At 71.9% G+C, this 14541-nt stretch carries 14 protein-coding genes and 1 tRNA gene; 7 read left to right on the top strand and 8 right to left on the bottom strand.

Annotation, left to right across the window (positions count from 1 at the left end):
- Positions 1-202 precede the first annotated feature (202 nt).
- From FVS66_RS14950 to FVS66_RS14930, 5 genes are read left to right on the top strand one after another with little or no spacing between them, the layout of a single operon-like run.
- Positions 203-2134 carry an ATP-binding protein gene (locus FVS66_RS14950; RefSeq protein ID WP_149181683.1) on the top strand — a complete coding sequence of 644 codons (1932 nt, stop codon included), beginning with the start codon at positions 203-205 and terminating at the stop codon, positions 2132-2134.
- Positions 2135-2141: 7 nt separating this feature from the next.
- Positions 2142-2576, top strand: a complete 435-nt coding sequence (locus FVS66_RS14945) for a roadblock/LC7 domain-containing protein (protein ID WP_149181682.1) — start codon at positions 2142-2144, stop codon at positions 2574-2576.
- Between the two features lie 3 nt (positions 2577-2579).
- Positions 2580-2951, top strand: coding sequence for a DUF742 domain-containing protein (locus tag FVS66_RS14940; RefSeq protein ID WP_149181681.1), 372 nt, complete (start codon positions 2580-2582; stop codon positions 2949-2951).
- A complete protein-coding gene (locus FVS66_RS14935) occupies positions 2929-3555 on the top strand; it encodes an ATP/GTP-binding protein (RefSeq protein WP_149181680.1) in 627 nt (208 codons plus the stop codon). Before FVS66_RS14940 ends, FVS66_RS14935 begins: the two co-directional genes overlap by 23 nt.
- On the top strand, positions 3552-4118 hold the full coding sequence (locus FVS66_RS14930) for a GAF domain-containing protein (RefSeq protein WP_149181679.1): 567 nt from the start codon (positions 3552-3554) through the stop codon (positions 4116-4118). The genes FVS66_RS14935 and FVS66_RS14930 overlap by 4 nt, the downstream gene beginning before the upstream one ends.
- A 67-nt stretch (positions 4119-4185) precedes the next feature.
- Here the strand turns inward: FVS66_RS14930 and FVS66_RS14925 are convergent, their stop codons facing one another.
- A complete protein-coding gene (locus FVS66_RS14925) occupies positions 4186-5382 on the bottom strand; it encodes an acyl-CoA dehydrogenase family protein (RefSeq protein WP_149181678.1) in 1197 nt (398 codons plus the stop codon).
- A gap of 394 nt (positions 5383-5776) precedes the next feature.
- Between FVS66_RS14925 and FVS66_RS14920 the strand changes: the two genes are divergently transcribed.
- On the top strand, positions 5777-6145 hold the full coding sequence (locus tag FVS66_RS14920) for an MmcQ/YjbR family DNA-binding protein (RefSeq protein ID WP_187645530.1): 369 nt from the start codon (positions 5777-5779) through the stop codon (positions 6143-6145).
- 109 nt (positions 6146-6254) lie between these two features.
- Positions 6255-6328 (top strand) — tRNA-Pro (locus FVS66_RS14915).
- 233 nt (positions 6329-6561) lie between these two features.
- Here FVS66_RS14915 and FVS66_RS14910 read toward each other — a convergent pair.
- The 7 genes from FVS66_RS14910 to dnaK form a co-directional block, all read right to left on the bottom strand.
- Positions 6562-6756 carry a hypothetical protein gene (locus FVS66_RS14910; protein WP_149181677.1) on the bottom strand — a complete coding sequence of 65 codons (195 nt, stop codon included), beginning with the start codon at positions 6754-6756 and terminating at the stop codon, positions 6562-6564.
- Positions 6757-6861: 105 nt separating this feature from the next.
- Positions 6862-8334 (bottom strand): bifunctional aminoglycoside phosphotransferase/ATP-binding protein, encoded by a 1473-nt coding sequence (locus FVS66_RS14905; RefSeq protein WP_149181713.1) that lies wholly within the window; start codon positions 8332-8334, stop codon positions 6862-6864.
- A gap of 103 nt (positions 8335-8437) precedes the next feature.
- On the bottom strand, positions 8438-8848 hold the full coding sequence (locus tag FVS66_RS14900; protein WP_149181676.1) for a universal stress protein: 411 nt from the start codon (positions 8846-8848) through the stop codon (positions 8438-8440).
- Between the two features lie 263 nt (positions 8849-9111).
- Positions 9112-9345 (bottom strand): hypothetical protein, encoded by a 234-nt coding sequence (locus FVS66_RS14895; protein ID WP_149181675.1) that lies wholly within the window; start codon positions 9343-9345, stop codon positions 9112-9114.
- A 288-nt stretch (positions 9346-9633) separates the two neighbouring features.
- On the bottom strand, positions 9634-11742 hold the full coding sequence (locus tag FVS66_RS14890; RefSeq protein WP_149181674.1) for a SpoIIE family protein phosphatase: 2109 nt from the start codon (positions 11740-11742) through the stop codon (positions 9634-9636).
- A 71-nt stretch (positions 11743-11813) separates the two neighbouring features.
- On the bottom strand, positions 11814-12638 hold the full coding sequence (gene grpE, locus FVS66_RS14885) for a nucleotide exchange factor GrpE (protein ID WP_316248186.1): 825 nt from the start codon (positions 12636-12638) through the stop codon (positions 11814-11816).
- A complete protein-coding gene (dnaK, locus tag FVS66_RS14880) occupies positions 12635-14518 on the bottom strand; it encodes a molecular chaperone DnaK (RefSeq protein WP_149181673.1) in 1884 nt (627 codons plus the stop codon). The genes grpE and dnaK overlap by 4 nt, the downstream gene beginning before the upstream one ends.
- Positions 14519-14541 lie beyond the last annotated feature (23 nt).

The raw sequence follows: 14541 nt of genomic DNA, 5'->3' as shown, positions 1-14541 counted from the left end.
CCGCTCATACCAGAGCGGGACGCCAGGCGGGCAAGTTTGACAACAGCGCACGGTACGTGAACGGTTGGCGACTACCGTGTGTGGTCGGTGATCAACGGAGGGCTCGTTCGGGTGGGTGGAGTGACCACCCCCATCCGAAGTCGGACATCCGTATGGCGCCGAAATACGCCGATTCCCTGGGACCCACGTACCAAGGACGCTGATGTCTCCACTTCGCGCAACCGCCGCGCGGCCCGACCGTCGTGACGGGGGGCGGCACGGCCGGTCGAGCGCTCGTACCCTGCCGAACACCGGCAGGCAGAACCCCCCGACGCCTCCTCCGGAAGCCCGCATACGCCCGCGCCTGGTACGTGCCTCCCTGCTGCCGGCCGTCGTGGCCGCACTCGGAGGCGCCGCCGCAGTGCTGTTCACCCTCCGCTCCACGGGCGCCCGCCCTTCCACGGCGGTCTGGATCGCGCTGGCCGGCTCCGCCGTGCTCACCGTCGTCGCCGTCGCCGCCGCGGCCCTGCGTGCCGACCACGCCGCCAGGTCCGTACTGGACCGCTGCCACGCCCTGCGCCGCGCCACCGCCCGCAGCCAGAACGAACTGCGCGCCGTCGTCGAGCAATTGCGCCGAGGCGAACGCCCCGCCCGGCGTACGGCCCCGCCGCCCGCAGCCGGAGGCGACGAGTTCGACCTGCTCGCCCAGGAGCTCGGCCGCTCGCACGACGCCGCAGTCGCGGCCGTCGTCCAGGCGTCGCGGCTCTCCACCAGCGTCGGCAACGAACAGAAGGTCGAGGTCTTCGTCAACCTCGCCCGGCGGCTCCAGTCCCTCGTCCACCGCGAGATCCAGCTCCTCGACGAGCTGGAGAACGAGGTCGAGGACCCCGAGCTGCTCAAGGGCCTGTTCCACGTCGACCACCTGGCGACCCGCATCCGCCGCCACGCCGAGAACCTCGCCGTGCTCGGCGGCGCCATGTCACGCCGCCAGTGGTCGAACCCGGTCTCCATGACCGAGGTGCTGCGCTCCTCCATCGCCGAGGTCGAGCAGTACCCCCGGGTCAAGCTCGTCCCGCCGATCGACGGCACCCTGCGCGGCCACGCCGTCGCCGACGTCATCCACCTCCTCGCCGAACTCGTCGAGAACGCCACGCTGTTCTCCGCGCCGCACACCACCGTGGTACTGCGCGCGCAGTACGTCACGGCCGGCCTCGCCGTCGAGGTCGAGGACCGCGGCCTCGGCATGCCCCTCGCCGAGCAGGAGAAGATGAACGCCCTGCTCTCCGACCCCGACCAGGTCAATGTCGCGCACCTGCTCCAGGACGGCCGGATCGGCCTGTACGTCGTCGCCGCCCTGGCCCGCAGGCACGGCATCGCCGTACGCCTCCAGTCCAACATCTACGGCGGCGTGCAGGCCGTACTCGTCGTACCGCGGAGCCTCCTGGGCGCCGACGCGAACCACCCCCAGCAGCCCGACCAGCAGCAGACGGGCAAGAAGGGCGTCACATCCCCCACCGCCACCCCCACCGCCGGCATCCCTGCCCCTGCCCCGGCCCCGGCCCCGGAACCGGGCCACGGCCCCGCCCTGGAACCGGTCACGGTCACCGCCGCCGACCACCTACCCCGGCAGCCCCGCCACGCGGCTACCGCCCGACCCGCCGCACCGGCGCCGACGCCACCCCCGCCACCACCCCAGGCGCCCCCGGCGCACACCCCGTCGCCGTCCCCGTCGCCGTCGGCGCCGCACCACCCGCACACCCCGCACTCCTCGCCCGCCCCCGCGCCCGTACGGGACCCCGCGCCCCTCCCCGTACGCGGGGAGCACACCGACCGGCCGGACTCGTCCGCGGGGCGCCCCGGACCGCAGCAGCCCGCCGCCGTACCCCTGCTGCCCCAGCTCCCCGCGGACGGCACCGGCGGCCTCGTGGAGGAGCGCCCCCGGCTGCCCAAGCGCCGCGCCCAGGAGCACCTCGTCCCGCAGCTGCGCGACGAGCCCGCCCCGCGCCGGTACGACGAACCCGTACTGCACGACCCGGGACTGATGGCGGCCTTCCGACGCGGCATCGGTCTCGCCGAGTCCATGCCCCCGAACGACCCTGCCCCGCCCTTCGGCCCCACCGAACCGCAGCGACACGACGAAGCCCACAAGGAGTAGATGCACCATGGCGAGCGATGTGCCGACCGGCCATTCCTCGGATCTCGACTGGCTGCTCAGCGGCCTGGTCCAGCGGGTCCCGTACACCCGCAGCGCGGTTCTGCTCTCCTCGGACGGCCTGGTGAAAGCGGTCCACGGCCTGGACCCCGACAGCGCCGACCACATGGCGGCCCTCGCCTCGGGTCTGTATTCGCTCGGCCGCAGCGCCGGCGCCCGGTTCGGCGACAGCGGAGAGGTCCGCCAGGTCGTCGTCGAGCTGGACTCCACGCTGCTGTTCGTCGCCACCGCGGGCTCGGGCACCTGCCTCGCCGTCGTGGCGGGCCGCGAGACGGACGCCGCCGTGCTCGGCTACGAAATGACGATGCTGGTGAAGAGCGTGCGGACCTACCTGGTCACTCCGGCCAGGCACGCCGCCGTCGCGCCGGGCGCACCGGGGCGCTGACCCGTGCCGTCCCCACAGGACGGGCCATGGGTCGACGACGCGGCCGGCCGTCTCGTACGCCCCTACACCGTGAGCGGCGGCCGCACCCGCCCCACGGCCGCGCTGGACCTGCTCTCCCTGGTCATGGCCACCGGGACGGTGCCGCAGGCACCCCTCGGCCCCGAGCACTCCCTGGCCCTCGGGCTGTGCGAGGGGCCGACCTCGGTGGCCGAGATCGCCGCGCACTTACGGCTGCCCGCGGTCGTCACCAAGGTACTGCTCTCGGACCTCGTGGACTGTGGAGCGCTGACGGCACGGGCGCCCCGCTACCACGAAAACACCACCGACCGTTCCCTGCTGGAGGCAGTGCTCGATGGCCTACGACGACGGCTGTGAAAGCCGGGCCGAGACCGAGGAGATCTTCCCCACCGCCCTGAAGATCCTCGTCGCGGGCGGCTTCGGCGTGGGCAAGACGACCTTCGTCGGCGCGGTGAGCGAGATCGAACCGCTCAGCACGGAGGAGGTGCTCACCCAGGTGAGCGCCGCCACCGACAGCCTGGAGGGCGTCGAGTCCAAGACCACCACGACGGTCGCGATGGACTTCGGGCGGCTCAGCCTCGACGGGCGCCATGTGCTGTACCTGTTCGGCACCCCGGGCCAGGAACGCTTCTGGTTCATGTGGGACGAGCTCTCCGAGGGAGCGCTCGGCGCGGTCGTCCTGGCCGACACGCGGCGCCTGCAGGACTCGTTCTCGGCCGTGGACTTCTTCGAGCGGCGCGGCACCCGGTTCGTCGTGGCCGTCAACGAGTTCGACGGCTCGTACCGCTACGAACCCGATGAGGTACGAGCCGCGATCGGTCTCAAGCCGGAGGTACCGGTCGTGCTCTGCGACGCCCGGATCGCCGGCTCCGGGATCCAGACCCTGGTCACCCTGGTCCAGCATCTGCTGGCCGCCAACCCGGCCCCGGCACCGGCGCCGAGCTACGGAGCAACCTCATGACCTACGACCCGACCGGACACCTGCTGCTCACCCCCGTCGACCGGGAGGCGCCGCTGCGGGTGCGGCGGCTGCGACAACTGGGGCTGGGGGACCGCCCCGACCCGGCCCTCGACGCGTTCGCGCACAAGCTCGCCGATGTGACCCGGGCGCCCTACTCGATGGTCAACTTCATCGACGAGAACCAGCAGTTCTTCGCGGGCCTGCACACCCCGACGGGTACGCACGCCGGTACCGGCCAGGGTGCGGCCGCGCCCGGCGGCGTGAGCCGCTTCATGGCCCGCGACCACGGCTACTGCCCGCACGTGGTGGTCCGCCGCAAGGCGCTCGTCCTGGAGGACGTCTGCGACTACCCGCGATTCGCCGGGAACCCGGTCGTCGACGAGATCGGCATCCGCTCGTACCTGGGTGCGCCGCTCATCGACCGGACGGGCATGGCCCTCGGCACGATCTGCGTCGTGGACACCGAGCCCCGGCCGTGGGGCAGGGCGGGCCTGGAGACGATCAAGTCCCTCGCGGCGGAGCTGGTGGAGCGGATCCACCGTCGCGAGGACAGCGGCTTCTGATCCTTACGGTGGCGTGGCGTCCCCGAGGAGGCGTACGCGCGATTCTCGGGGACGCCACGCGCGCGGGCTACGGGACCGGCTCCATCCGTACGACGTCCGACAGCCGTTCCGACCACTGGCCCTTGGCCGTGCCGAGCGCCACCTCCGCGAGCCTCAGCAACTGGATGTCCGATGTGCCGGCCGGGGCGAAGAGGTGGTGGGCGTCCCGTAGGTAGCGCTCGATCGGCCGGTCCGTGAACAGCCCGGCGGCGGCGTGGATCTCCATGGCGTCGCGTGCGGAGTCCAGTGCCGACTCCACATTGACCAGCTTGGCGTTCATCAGCTCCGCGTCACAGGGCAGCCCCTCGTCGAGCAGGTGTACGGCGTGGTACGCGGCGAGCCGGGCCGTCATCAGCCGCGACTGCAGCTGCCCCAGCTTGAGCCTCACCGACGGCAGCGCGTGCAGCGGCTCCCCGTAGCGCTGCCGCTCCTCGCAGAAACGGGTGGTGTCCTCAAGGACCGCCTGGTGGAGGCCGAGGGACACGGCGGTGAGATTGGCCCGCCCGTACAGCATGCTGGAGGAGTACGCGACGGCCAGCCCGTCCCCCTCGTCACCGAGCCGGTTCGCCGCCGGGACCCGGCAGTCGTCGAAGAACAGCTCGCCGAAGCCGAACCCGTGGAGGCCCATCGTCGGTTTCTCCTCACCGGCCCCTATCCCGGGCCGGCCGGCCTCCACGAGGAACGCCGTGAGCCCCTTGGAGCCGGGCCCTGTCCGCACGACGACGCCGTGCAGATCGCCGACGTGGCTGTTGCCGACAAAGACTTTTCGGCCGTTCAGGACGTAGTCGTCCCCGTCGCGCTCGGCGGTGGCCGACATGCCGAGCACATGGCCGCCCGACTCGGGCTCGGTGACGGCGATCGTCGGGAGGCACTCACCCGCCGCGATCGCCGGCAGCCAGGTCTTCCTCTGCTCGTCGCTCCCGTAGTGAAGGATCTTCGCCACGCCCAGCTGCGACGCCTGGACCATGGCACCCATGGCCGCGCTGACCCGGGACAGCTCCTCGATGATGATGGTCTTGCCGAGATGGCCGACGCCCATCCCACCGTGATCCGCTCCGATCGTCGCGCCCAGCCAGCCCTGGCGGGCGATGAGCCGGGACAGTCCGTGCTGGACCGAGCGGGCCGCCTCCATGGCGGGAATACGTGGTCTGACCTCGCGCTCCGCGAAGCTCCTCACCTGCTGCCTGAGTTGGTGATGCGGTCGGCCGGCGAAGTAGCCGTCCATGCGTGCCCTCCTCTGCGAAACGCCTGCGCGCGTGGGTGTTCGAGCAGGTGGTGCATCGGCAGTGGTCCCGTCCCGAGCAGGCGTCCACCTCATGGTGTCGATCTCTCGGGAGCGGTTCAACACGATCTTCAACTCCCTCTGGAATAGGGGTCATTGACGTGTGAACAGGACTGTCTATCGGGTGGTGACGCTCTGGCCGGTCCTATCCGAAGGGCATTCCCTCCGCACGTCTCCCTGCCACATGCCAAAGGCAAAGGTTTCGCGCACTGGGGGGCGCGATGGCCTGGGAACGCGCCCCAGCCGCCACGGGCACCACTTCTCACGCGGACGGCCGGACCGGCGCGCAGGAGCGTGAGGGGTGCGGAGAGCGTCTGGCGCCTCGTAGGGTCGTTCCGTGCTCACCGCCGACGACGTACGCCGCATCGCGCTCTCGCTCCCGGAGGTCGTCGAGAAGCTCTCCTGGGGCATGCCCACCTTCCGCGCGGGCCCCGGCGGGAAGATCTTCGCGGCGCTGGAGGGAGACGACCGGGTGATCGGCGTGAAGTGCCCCAAGGAGGACAGGGACGAGCTGATCGCCGCGGAGCCCGGCAAGTTCTTCATCCGCCCTGGCCACGACGAGCCCTACGCCTGGCTGCGGGTACGCCTCGCCGCCCTGGAGGACGAGGACGAGCTGCGGGCCGTCCTCGCCGACTCCTGGCGTCAGGCGGCCCCCGCCCGCCTTCTCAGGGCCCATCCCGACGTCGGACTCCCGCCGGCCACCTGACCCCGGACCGGCCGCGCCCGGGGCGCAAAGCGGTTAGTGATCACCGGCTGGAGTGCGGTATTGTTCTCGTGCACGCCAGGCCAGGGGAAACCCCAGGTCAGACGGGCAACGGGACGTGGCGCAGCTTGGTAGCGCACTTGACTGGGGGTCAAGGGGTCGCAGGTTCAAATCCTGTCGTCCCGACTTGTGAAAGTCGCAGGTCAGGGGCCGTTTCAGAGCGATCTGAAACGGCCCCTTGATCGTTTTAGGGACCACTTGGGGACCACACCGCCTTGACCGCGCCGGCGGGCGACCACGATCGCTTCGGCGTCCATGTGCCCGTGCCGCATCTGGCGCCGCTGCCCGACAGTGTCAGGAACTGTTCTTGTCGGAACGGACACCGCCGGACGGCTCATCGGCTCGGAGACGTCGGGCTCCTACAGTCCCTGGGAGAGCAGCAGCTCATGTGCCATCCGGCCGCCGCGAGCCGCCTGCTTGTCCCTCTCGGTGTCCTGTGAGGGGATATCCTCCAGCCCTTCGGCCAGCGCTCTGATGGCCTGGGCCAGGACCTGCACCTGGGCCTCCAGGGTGCGCAGCCTCTCGTGTTCGTTCGGGGCGATGTTCTCGGACATCACGTCTCCTCTTCGCGGGGGACCGGGGGAGCGGGCTCTCCCGGTCGATGGGGTGAGTCGTGCGGTGGGCCTGGTCGGGGTCGCTCGCATCGGTGTCCTCCGCCGTCAGTCCGGCTCCATGAGGGGGCGGCGGAAGACCAGGGGGCCGGTGTCGTGCGGGCGTACGACTGCCAGCGCCTGGGAGACCGCGGCCTCCAGGGGACCGCTGGTGTCGATCGCGACGGCTTCCGCCCACGGCGACTCCCGCTCCGCCATGGCGAGCGCCACGTCGAGGTCGGCATCGGACGGTCCGGCGGCGCGGCCTTCCAGGCGGGCCGCCGTCAACTCGTCCGGGACCCGGCAGTGCAGGGCCACGAGGTCGGCGCTGGTGCGTTCGGCCACATGCCGGGCGGCTTCGCGCTGTCTCGTGTTCGACCAGGTGGCGTCCAGGACGACGGACTCGCCGCGGGACAGCAGGGTGGCTGCGCGTGCGAGCAGGGCCGCGTAGGTCGTGGCGGTCCACTCGGGCGTGTACAGGCCCTCACAGTAGGGGGCGGAAGCAGGCTGCTCCGCCGGGATGCCCGCGAGTTCCTTGCGCAGGCGGTCGCTGCTGAGCAGTGTGACGCCCAGGCGGTCGGCCAGCGCACCGGAGAGCGTGGACTTTCCGCTGCCGGGGAGTCCTCCCACGAGGGTCAGGCCGACGGTGGAGGCGCGCAGGTGGCGCAGGGTCGTCGTGATCAGCCGCCGTGTGGCGAGGTCGGCGCCGGGCGCACCTTGGCGGGCCTGGATCAGGGAGACCTTGGCGCGGACGAAGGCGCGGTAGGCGACGTAGTGGTGCCGCAGGGAGGGTGGTGCGGGGTCGCCGGAGTACTCGCTGTACCGGGCGAGGAAGAACGCCGCCAGATCCGGGGCATCGAGCTGTTCCAGGTCCATGGCGAGGAAGGCGGCGTCGTCGAGGCCGTCGACGTAGCGGAGGTCGTCGTCGAACTCCAGGCAGTCCAGGACGCGGGGGCCGTCGTCGAGGCAGAAGATGTCATCGGCGAGCAGGTCGCCGTGGCCGTCGACGATCCGGCCCTGCCCGATCCGCATGGCGAACAGCTGCTCGCGGCTGGCGAGATAGCGGCGGACCAGCTGCTCGATCTCCTCCGGGCCCTCGGGCACCGGGCCGCCTTCGGCCAGTGAACGGACCTGCGCGAAGCTTGCTTCCCAGCGCGACGACAGGGCGTCCCTGGTGCCCTGCGCGTCCACGTCCGGCGTGCGGGGTGCGCTCGCGTGGCGGGTGGCGAGCAGACGGGCGACGGCCCGCAGGGCATCGTCGGCCACCGCGCCTTCCCGTACGAGCTGAGAGAGGCGGCGCTCCGTCGGCATGCGGCGCATCGCCACGAGAGGCTCGGGCGCTTCCGCGCCCGGGACCCGGATCTCGCCCACTCCCAGGTAGACATCCGGGGCGAAGCGGCGGTTGAGAGCGACCTCCCGCTCGCACGCGGCCCGCCGTGCCTCCACGGTGGTGTAGTCCAGGAATCCCAGGTCGACGGGCTTCTTGAGCTTGTAGGCGCGGTCGCCGACGAAGAGCAGGACCGCGGTATGGGTCTCGCGCACGTCTGCCCGCGGGAGCGGGCCGAGGCCAGGGGCGGGGCCCGCCCGGAGGACGGACGCGTCGTCGTGACGCACCGAGGTGATCGGCCTCCCGAGGTGGCCTGGCTCAGTCATGTGGGACGACGGTGACAGGGCAGCGCGCGTGGGGCAGCGCGGCATGGGCTACGCGGCCGAGGCGAGACGCAAGGGCGGGACGGTGCTTGCGGCGGCCCACGACCAGCGGTTCGGCGCCCTCGGCGGCGCGCACAACGGCCTTCGCGGGGCTTTCGGGGCGGATGGCGTCTGCCGGCTCCAGGCCGGGGGACTTCTCGCGCCAGGGGCGAAGGACCTGACCCCGTTCCGCCCGGTAGTTGTGATCGGTCTCCGAAGGCACGTGGGTCGGTTCGGACGTCGGCATGGGCCGGGCATGCACCAGGCGCGGCGTGACGCTGCGCCGCTCGGCCTCGTCTGCGGCCCGATGAGCGGCGGCCATGCTTTCGGGTGAGCCGTCGAGGCCGACCGTGACGACTGGCTCCATGCTGTCTGCCTCCGTCTCGTAGACGCCGGGAGGATGGACACGCGGGCGCAGCATGTGAGGGCCGAAGCATGCACCTTCCTACGTTTCGAGGAGTACCCCAGATCGTCCTGCCGCGCATGCGGGCCGTGACGCGACGCCGCCTGGCGAGGCGGAGCGTGACCGACGGTGTCGACGGCTGCATGGGTGGTCGAGCACCATGTGCGGCCGGGCGGCGGCCCGACCGCGGAGATCGCTGCGCAGGACGCGGCGCGCGGGCGCGGGGCTCAGGCGTGGTCCACGAGCTGGGCGAATCCCTTCACGCGTGCACAGTGGGCGCAGCAGAAGAACTGGCCGTCGGCCTGCAGGCCGTGGCCGAGGATGCGGCACTGGCAGTTGTCGCAGATCGGTGCGATCTTCTGGGCGGCGCACTCGATGCTGTCGAAGGTATGGACGGCTCCCGCCGCGCGTACCTCGAAGGCCAGCTCGTAGTCGTTGTTGCAGACCTCGCACACGGCCATGGGGCATCACTCCTCGCTGCTGCGTCGATGAGCTGCGGCTCCTTGCGCACGGCTCCCCTCGAAGGTAGCGACAAGCCGCACGCGTCCTCCGGTGGCGCGGGGTGCGCTGCCGGACCGGCCGCCGGAATCACCCTCATGGCCTCCACTCGCCAGGTACGCCCGCCTGCGCGCAACTCGTCCACAGGGTCGTCGCGCGACTCCGCCGACCGGAACAGGCGACGGCTCGGGTCGGCCGGTTCGGCGCTGTACGAATCCCACACCCCCCGCGGCGTGCCTCGGACGGCGCGATCAGGCGGCGTCGGCCGGGAGGGCGCGGGCGATCAGCAGGGCGACGTCGTCGTGTCCCTCCGGGTCGCGCATCGCCGTGAGGACCTCGTCGCACGTCCGGTCCAGAGAGTGGCCCGGTGCCTCGGCGAGGAGGCCGAGCAGTTGGTCCAGGCGGGTGTCGAGGGACTCGCCGCGCACCTCGACCAAGCCGTCCGTGTAGAGGACGAGCCGGTCCTCCGGGCGAAGGGCGACCGTGCTCGTGTGGAACGGGACCCCGCCCACCCCGAGGGGCACCCCGGACGGCAGGTCGAGGAGCTCGGGTGGGCCGTCCGCCGGAACCCGTACCGGTGGCATATGGCCCGCGTTGGAGACGCGGCACTCCGCGCGGTGCGGGTCGTACACCGCGTAGAGGCAGGTGGCGGTCGACTGCTCCAGGCCCGTGGTGCTGCGGTCGACATGGCGAAGGATCTCCGCCGGGTCCAGGTCGAGGTCGGCGAGGGCCCGGGTGGTGTTGCGCAGCTGGCCCATGGTGGCGGCGGCCGTGATGCCGCTGCCCATGACGTCGCCCACGACCAGCGCCGTCCTGTCCCCGGCGAGTGGGATCACGTCGAACCAGTCCCCGCCGACCTCCACGGCCGCGCCCGCCGGCTGGTAGCGGTGGGCCAGCTCCAGGCCCGGCCGGGGCCCCGGGGTGTGGGGGAGCAGGGACCGCTGGAGGGTCAGGGCCGTGTCGTGCTCCAGCTGGTACCAGCGCGCGTTGTCGATCGACACCGCCGCGCGGCCCGCGAGCTCCCGGGCCAGCACCAGATCGTCCTCGTCGAACGGCACGGGATTGCTCGTGCGTCGCAGGGCGAGGGCGCCCAGCACGCTGCCACGCGCTATCAGCGGCACCACCAGATACGAGTGGACCCCGGCCCGGGCCGCCGCGTCGGCGTCCTCGCCGCCACGCGCGATGCGCGGCAGATCGTCGCCGGTCACGCGGGACAGCAGGATCGGGAGGCCCGTCGCGACGCACCGGGCCGGCAGACTGTCGTCGCCCGCCTCGTACGGGGCGCCGGAACCCGGTACGGGGGCCTCCGCCAGGGACCGGAACAGCCGCCGCCGCACAGCGGGCGACGAGCCCGGCGCGCCCGGCGCCCCCGACGTGCGAAGCGCCGTGTCCAGTACGTCGACGGCCGCCGCGTCCGCCAGCTGGGGCACCACCAGCCCGGCCAGCTCCCTGGCCGTCTGCTCCAGGTCGAGCGTCGTACCGACCCGTACCGAGGCATCGGCGATCATGGCGAGCCGCTGCCGGGCGTGCGCGGCCTCCGTCGCCGCATGGTGGCGGTCGGTGATGTCGACGACCGACAGGGCGATGCCGAGGACCCTGCCGTTGCCCGCCTCCAGCCGGTAGTACGACACCGACCAGGCGTGATCGTGGTCCGGGTCGGCCGGGGTACGGCCCACCACGTGCCGGTCGACCAGCGGCGCACCGGTCTTCATCACCTCGCGCATCGCCGACTCGATCGGGGCCACGTCCAGGAACGACAACGTCTCGCGCAGCGGCCTGCCCGTGTGCTCGGCGGCCGGGATGCCGCTGATCCGGGCCAGAGCCGGGTTGATCGTCACGAAGCGAAGCCCGGTGTCCAGGACCGCCAGACCGATGGGCGACTGGGCGATCAGCCGTGTGGACAGCGCCAGGTCCCGCTCGACGCGGCGCAGCGTCGACTGCTCGGTGGCCAGGCCGAGGGCGTACAGGTCACCGCTCTCCCCGCGGAGCCGCATGTTCCGGAACTCCAGCAGGCGGGTGCTGCCGTCCTTGTGCCGCACCGGGAACACCCCGGCCCAGCTGAGGCCCTCCCGCATGACCTGCTCGAACAGTTCGACGACCACGTCCCGGTCGCTCTCGTGGACCAGCAGCCGGGCCGCGAAACGGCCGAGCGCCTCCTCGGCCGTGTAGCCGAAGACGTCCCGTGCCTGCGGGCTCCAGAGCACGATCCGGCCGCGGGCGTCCAGGACCACCGCGGCCACGTTGAGGACGTCCAGCAGGCCACCCGGTGCCGCCGGGGCGACCTCGGCGTCGTCGGTGCGCCCGGGGCCGTCGCCGTCACCGTCGTCGGGGGCCGTGTGCCGGGTATCCGTCGTGTTCACCCCATGGCCCCCTTCCGTAACTCACCGCAGTGTCGCACCATCGTCACTGCGCCGCTCCCGCGCCGCATGTTTCACCGCGCGGCGGGCGGCCCCGTGACCACGACCTCGGCCGGGCGCAGGAGCTGGTCGCCGACCCGGTGCCCCGGGCGCACCACCTCGGTGCAGACGGGGCGCTCGGCCCGGTCGGACTGCACATAGGCGACGGCCCTGTGAACCCGCGGGTCGAAGGGTTCACCCGCCGCACCGAACGTTGCCAGCCCGAGCGCCGCCAACTCTCCCTCCAGTTCCCGCGCCACCCGGAGGAAGCCGCCGGTCAGTTCCCCGTGCCGCCCCGCCTCGGCAACGGCGTCCAGCACGGGCAGCAGCCGCCGCAGTACGTTCGCCACGGCGATCTCCCGCACCGCGAGGCGGTCCCGGTGGACCCGGGTCCGGTAATTGTCGTACTCGGCCTTCAGCCGCTGAAGGTCGGCGGTCCGCTCGGCCAGTGCCACAGCCAGCGCCACGGTGCCGACGGGTGCGTCCGGGCCGTTCCGTCCCTGACCCGCCTGGGGACTCTCGCTTCCGCGCTGCCGCGGTCGGCGGGGGAGCGTGGGGGAGCCGCCGGTGCCGCCCCGGCCGCCCCGGCCGCCGGTGCCGCCGAGCCTGCCGGACAGCCCGGGGGAGTGGCCCGGCTGGTCGGTCCTGCTGCCCGGACGGTCGGCAGAGGCGCCGGTCCTGCCGACGGGCGGGCCCGTGCGGTTGCCGGGAGCGGTCGGCAGCGCTGCCGGCAGGGCGGGCGGCAGCGCGGGCGGCGCGCCGGAGCTGCCCCCCGGATGGCCGGAAGCCGACGGGACCGGCATCAGCGGCTGGTCCGGGCGGCCGCCGACCCGCGGCGGTCCGTTCGTACCTCGCCTCATCCTCCGCCTCCCTGCTGCCGGTCCTCGTCGACGATCTCCGCGTCGACCACCTCGTCCTCGGGCTGCTCCTGCGCCTGGCCGGCGCCCGCGCCCCCTGCCGCCCCGGCCTCCGAGTGGGTGGCCTGGGCGGACTGGGCCTGGGCGTACATGGCCTGGCCGAGCTTCTGGGAGACGGCCGCGACCTTCTCGGTGGCGGTACGGATGGCCGCCGTGTCGTCGCCCTTCAGCTTCTCCTTGAGCTCGTCCACCGCCGTGGCGACCTCCGACCTGACCTCGGCCGGAACCTTGTCCTCGTTGTCCCGCAGGAACTTCTCCGTCTGGTACACCAACTGCTCGGCCTGGTTCCGGGTCTCCGCCGCCTCGCGCCTGGTGCGGTCCTCCTCGGCGTGGCGTTCCGCCTCGCGGACCATCCGGTCGATGTCGTCCTTCGGCAGCGAGGAGCCGCCGGTGACGGTCATCTTCTGCTCCTTGCCCGTGCCCAGGTCCTTAGCGGTCACGTGCATGATGCCGTTGGCGTCGATGTCGAAGGCGACCTCGATCTGCGGGACACCGCGCGGCGCCGGGGGCAGGCCGGTCAGCTCGAACATACCGAGCTTCTTGTTGTACGCGGCGATCTCGCGCTCACCCTGGAAGACCTGGATCTGCACCGACGGCTGGTTGTCCTCGGCCGTCGTGAACGTCTCGGAGCGCTTCGTCGGGATCGTGGTGTTGCGCTCGATCAGCTTGGTCATGATGCCGCCCTTGGTCTCGATACCGAGGGACAGCGGGGTCACGTCCAGCAGCAGGACGTCCTTGACCTCACCCTTCAGCACTCCGGCCTGGAGCGACGCGCCGATGGCGACGACCTCGTCCGGGTTCACACCCTTGTGCGGGTCCTTGCCGGTGAGCTCCCGCACCAGCTCCGTCACCGCGGGCATGCGTGTCGACCCGCCGACCAGAATCACATGGTCGATGCCGGAGACCTTGATCCCAGCGTCCTTGACCGCGTTGTGGAACGGCCCCTTGCACCGCTCCAGGAGATCGGCGGTCAGCTGTTCGAGCTGTGCGCGGGTCAGTTTCTCGTCCAGGTGCAGCGGGCCTTCCGCCGACGCGCTCAGATAAGGCAGGTTGATCGAGGTCTCGGTCGCCGCAGACAGCTCGATCTTCGCCTTCTCGGCGGCCTCGCGGAGCCGCTGTGTGGCCATCCGGTCCTTGGACAGATCGACCCCGTACGCGGCCTTGAACCTGCTCGCCAGGTGGTCGACGATCCGCTGGTCCCAGTCGTCACCGCCCAGGTGCGTGTCGCCGTTCGTGGCCTTCACCTCGACCACGCCCTCGCCGATCTCCAGCAGCGACACGTCGAACGTGCCGCCCCCGAGGTCGAACACCAGGATCGTCTGCTCGTTCTCCTTGTCGAGGCCGTACGCCAGCGCCGCCGCGGTCGGCTCGTTGATGATCCGCAGCACGTTGAGGCCCGCGATCTCGCCGGCCTCCTTGGTCGCCGTGCGCTGCGAGTCGTTGAAGTACGCCGGTACCGTGATCACGGCGTCCTTCACGTCCTCGCCCAGGTATCCCTCGGCGTCGCGCTTGAGCTTCTGCAGCACGCGGGCCGAGATCTCCTGCGCGGTGTACCGCTTGCCGTCGATGTCGCCCTGGGCGGGGAAGCGCCAGTCCGCCTCGCCCATGTGCCGTTTCACGGACCGCACCGTGCGGTCGACGTTCGTCACGGCCTGCCGCTTGGCCACCTCGCCGACGAGGACATCGCCGTTCTTGGCGAAGCCGACGACGGACGGGGTGGTCCGTGCGCCCTCCGTGTTGGTGATGACCGTCGGCTCACCGCCCTCCAGGACGCTGACCACCGAGTTCGTCGTACCGAGGTCGATACCCACTGCGCGTGCCATCGCCATGCTCCTCAGCTCAGCTC

The organism is Streptomyces sp. TRM49041 (assembly GCF_008271805.1).
GTDB lineage: Bacteria > Actinomycetota > Actinomycetes > Streptomycetales > Streptomycetaceae > Streptomyces.
The sequence above is the reverse complement of the archived record's forward strand: the minus strand, read 5'-3'. Positions and strand labels throughout refer to the sequence as shown.

Bases quoted from the DNA above. Each gene is read 5' to 3' on its own strand.
- FVS66_RS14925 (WP_149181678.1), bottom strand. From the start codon at position 5,382: ATGGACGGCTACTTCGCCGGCCGACCGCATCACCAACTCAGGCAGCAG.
- FVS66_RS14950 (WP_149181683.1), top strand. From the start codon at position 203: ATGTCTCCACTTCGCGCAACCGCCGCGCGGCCCGACCGTCGTGACGGG.
- grpE (WP_316248186.1), bottom strand. From the start codon at position 12,638: ATGAGGCGAGGTACGAACGGACCGCCGCGGGTCGGCGGCCGCCCGGAC.
- FVS66_RS14930 (WP_149181679.1), top strand. From the start codon at position 3,552: ATGACCTACGACCCGACCGGACACCTGCTGCTCACCCCCGTCGACCGG.
- FVS66_RS14895 (WP_149181675.1), bottom strand. From the start codon at position 9,345: ATGGCCGTGTGCGAGGTCTGCAACAACGACTACGAGCTGGCCTTCGAG.
- dnaK (WP_149181673.1), bottom strand. From the start codon at position 14,518: ATGGCACGCGCAGTGGGTATCGACCTCGGTACGACGAACTCGGTGGTC.
- FVS66_RS14945 (WP_149181682.1), top strand. From the start codon at position 2,142: ATGGCGAGCGATGTGCCGACCGGCCATTCCTCGGATCTCGACTGGCTG.
- FVS66_RS14900 (WP_149181676.1), bottom strand. From the start codon at position 8,848: ATGGAGCCAGTCGTCACGGTCGGCCTCGACGGCTCACCCGAAAGCATG.
- FVS66_RS14935 (WP_149181680.1), top strand. From the start codon at position 2,929: ATGGCCTACGACGACGGCTGTGAAAGCCGGGCCGAGACCGAGGAGATC.
- FVS66_RS14910 (WP_149181677.1), bottom strand. From the start codon at position 6,756: ATGTCCGAGAACATCGCCCCGAACGAACACGAGAGGCTGCGCACCCTG.